Annotated in this window: 3 protein-coding genes and 1 pseudogene; 1 reads left to right on the plus strand and 3 read right to left on the minus strand. The window is 67.4% G+C overall.

Going from position 1 to position 3,164, the window contains the following annotated elements; genetic code table 11:
* From JCM19049_RS10385 to JCM19049_RS10395, 3 genes and pseudogenes are all read right to left on the minus strand, one after another.
* Positions 1–286 (minus strand): acyl-CoA dehydrogenase family protein (locus tag JCM19049_RS10385; protein ID WP_279402946.1); only part of this gene is annotated, 286 nt, incomplete at its 3' end.
* Positions 287–391: 105 nt separating this feature from the next.
* Positions 392–1,535: pseudogene (locus JCM19049_RS23470) on the minus strand (CaiB/BaiF CoA transferase family protein).
* Between the two features lie 198 nt (positions 1,536–1,733).
* Positions 1,734–2,375 (minus strand): GntR family transcriptional regulator, encoded by a 642-nt coding sequence (locus tag JCM19049_RS10395; protein WP_279402945.1) that lies wholly within the window; start codon positions 2,373–2,375, stop codon positions 1,734–1,736.
* Positions 2,376–2,390: 15 nt separating this feature from the next.
* Here JCM19049_RS10395 and JCM19049_RS10400 point away from each other — a divergent pair, with 15 nt between their 5' ends.
* Positions 2,391–3,062, plus strand: a complete 672-nt coding sequence (locus tag JCM19049_RS10400) for an inositol monophosphatase family protein (protein ID WP_054821551.1) — start codon at positions 2,391–2,393, stop codon at positions 3,060–3,062.
* Positions 3,063–3,164: the final 102 nt, after the last annotated feature.

Here is a 3,164-nt window from a genome sequence, read left to right on the forward strand (position 1 = left end):
CGGAGACGAAGGTGCGCAGCCCCGAGTCCCCGGCCTCCAGTTCGGCACCGGCCAGCCCGTATTCCACGGCGCTGCGCCCGGCGCAGCCGTAGCCTTCCAGGTGCATGCCCAGCAGGCCGAGCTTGGCCATTTCCGGCACGATTTCCAGCGGGAAGACGGCCTTCTCGTACCAGGTGGCGATGTTCGGCTTGATGTTCTCGGCGACGAACTGGCGCACCTGCTGGCGCAGCGCGAGCTCCTCGGAGCTGAGCAGCGCATCGAAGTTGATCAGGTCCGAAGGGTCCAGGCGGTGCCGGTGGTGGTCGTGGTCATGGTGTGCTCCTTGAAACGGAAGAGGGGTTGGGTGGGTAGTGGCCCGGCCGGTGAGGGCGCCCGGCCTGGGTTGGTGGCGCTAGCTGCCGGTGGGGTTCAGCAGCAGCTGCTGGTGCTGGCCGTGGGCCGGGGGCACGCTGTGATACTGGGCGCCGGTGCGGGAGAGCCCGATGGGACTGGCGATCTGCCGGGTTTCCTGCGCGGTGTGCCGGTCGCGGATCAGGGCGGTGGGTTCCAGCCCGAGGTCGCGGGCGAAGTCTATGGCCTCGGCGATCGAGTTCACCTTGCCCGCCGGAACCCCGGCCCCCATCAACGCTTCGGCCCAGTACGCCGCCGGGCGGGTGACGGTGGCATTCTCGATTAATTCCTTGAGCTCTTCGCGGTGCGCCACCCGGGAGCTGTTCTCGGCAAAGCGCGGGTCCTGCCCCAGTGCTTCGAGTCCCAGTTCGCGCAGCAGGGCCGCGAACTGGCGGTCATTGCCCACGGCGATGGCCACCACTCCGTCGGCGGTGCGGAAGGTTTCGTAGGGTGCGATGCTGGGGTGGGCGTTACCCATCCGGGCCGGGGACCGCCCGGTGGCCAGCGTGCTGCTTGATTGGTTGGTCAGCCCGGACAGCAGGGAACCCATCAGGGTGATGTTCACCTGCTGACCCTGCCCGCTGGCGTCCCGCTCGCGCAGTGCCAGCAGGATTCCGGTGGTGGCGTTCTGGGCGGCCAGCACGTCCACCAGCGCGACCCCGACCTTCGAGGGGGTGCCCTGCGGCTCACCGGTGATGCTCATCAGCCGCCCACGGCCTGCACCAGCAGGTCGAAGCCGGGGAGCGCAGCCCCCTGCTTGTCGCCGAATCCGGAGATGGAGCAGTACACGAGACGGGGGTTGAGTTCGGCGAGGCTGTGGTAGTCCAGGCCGAATTTGGCCAGGACCCCGGGCCGGAAGTTTTCCACCAGCACATCCGCGTCGCGGATCAGCTCCAGCAGGGCCTGCAGTTGGGCCGGATCCGCAAAGTCGGCGACTACTGCCTGCTTATTGCGGTTGACCGCCGAATAGTAGGTGCTGACCCCGCGTCGGTGACCGGCGGCTTCCAGCTGCGGGTTTCGTCGCCTGCCGGGCTTTCGACCTTGATCACCTCGGCGCCGAAGTCGGCCAGCGTCATGGTGCACAAGGGCCCGGCCAGGATCCGGGAGAGGTCAACAACCTTGATTCCCTGCAGTGGTTGGGTCATCGGCTAGACCACCTTTTCATCATCCAACATCGTTGTTACATGTTGCATGCAACTCTAGATCAGGTGGTCGTCGGCCACAAGGGGCGGAGCCAAAGTTACTGCGGTTTGGGGCAGTTCTCCGGCAGGAGCATCAGCTGGTCCAGGCGTTCAATGAACTTCTGGCATCCAGGCCGGGGGTGCGGGCACAGACCGAGCGGATCAGCAGCTGGGCGGTGCGCATGACGTGGTTGCGCATCGCGGTGGCCGCCGCCGCCGGGTCACGCTGGGTGATGGCCTCGATGAGTTCATCCGGTCCCCCGCCAGCTCCTGGCTGGTGCGGGCCTGGGGGATGGTGGTTTGCCCGTGGGCCAGCACCAGATTGCGCAGCTCGCTGATGATCGCATCCAGCTTGGCGTTTCCGGCCAATCCCAACAGGTAGAGGTGGAACTGCTTGTCGGCTTCCAGGGTGGCCCGCCCGTCCCCCGTTTCGCCGATCTGCAGCATCCGCTGGTGCAGCTCGGTGAGGGTGCGGATATCGGCGTCGCTGGCGTTGAGCACCCCGCGCGCCGCGGCCTGCGGTTCCACGGCCAGGCGCACCTGGAAGACCTCGACGATATCGTCCAGGGAGATCTGGTTGACCCGTACCCCGCGGTTCTTGGCCACGGTGACGATGCCTTCCTTCTCCAGCAGCTGCAGGGCCTCGCGAACCGGGGTGCGCGAAACGCCGAGCTTCTCGGCGATGGCGATCGCCGAGTAGTGCTCCTCCGGCTTCATCTCTCCGGAGACGATGGCGGCACGGATCATGGTGGTCACCTGTTCGGTCAACGACACCTTGGGCACGATCGGTTGCATGCTACTCATGGCCAGAAGCTTATCTTGCTTCGCCCGAACCGGGTCGGCGCACCGGCCGGTTCCATCCCGCGCGCCCGGCTCCCCGGCCCACGCAACAAGGTGCAGCGCATCTGGGCGCTAGGCTGGAGGCGTGGAATCCCAGGCATCAAGCACCGCGCTCCGCGTCCCGCGACCATCCAGGCAACCGACCCCCGACAGCCGCCGACGGCCCCGGCATGCACGCAACGGCAGCACTGGCCGAACGGCTGCGCGGTGATGCTGGAAGCCGGGCGCCAGGCCGCCGGGCTGCTGCGGGAGAACTTCCGCACCGGAATCGGGGCCGAGCACAAGACGAACACCCACGACCTGGTCACCGAACTGGACCGGCGCAGCCAACTGCTGCTCACCCGTGAGCTGCTCTCCCGCTGCCCCGACTCCTGGGTGCTGGGCGAGGAAACGGTGGAGGATCTGCCCACCGGCGATCCCTCGGGGTCCATCCAGTGGATCGTGGACCCGCTGGATGGAACCAGCAATTTCGTGCACGGCATCGCATTCTTCTGCGTCTCCATTGCCGCGGCCATCGACGATGAGCTGGTGGCGGCGGTGGTGATCGACCCGGTCACCGGCGATGAGTTCAGCGCCAACCTCCAGGGCGCGTTCCTGAACGGGCAGCCGCTGCGGCCCCGGCCGCGCCCCAGCCAGCAGCACGCAACCTGATGACCGACTACCCATCGGCCGAGGCGATCGCGGCCGACGGGAGGATTGCCCTGGACCTCTTTGGCCAGTGGGTCCTGGACTTCGCGACCGTGCGGCGCAAGG

Source organism: Arthrobacter sp. JCM 19049, from assembly GCF_001310435.1.

Bases quoted from the DNA above. Each gene is read 5' to 3' on its own strand.
- JCM19049_RS10395 (WP_279402945.1), bottom strand. From the start codon at position 2,375: ATGAGTAGCATGCAACCGATCGTGCCCAAGGTGTCGTTGACCGAACAG.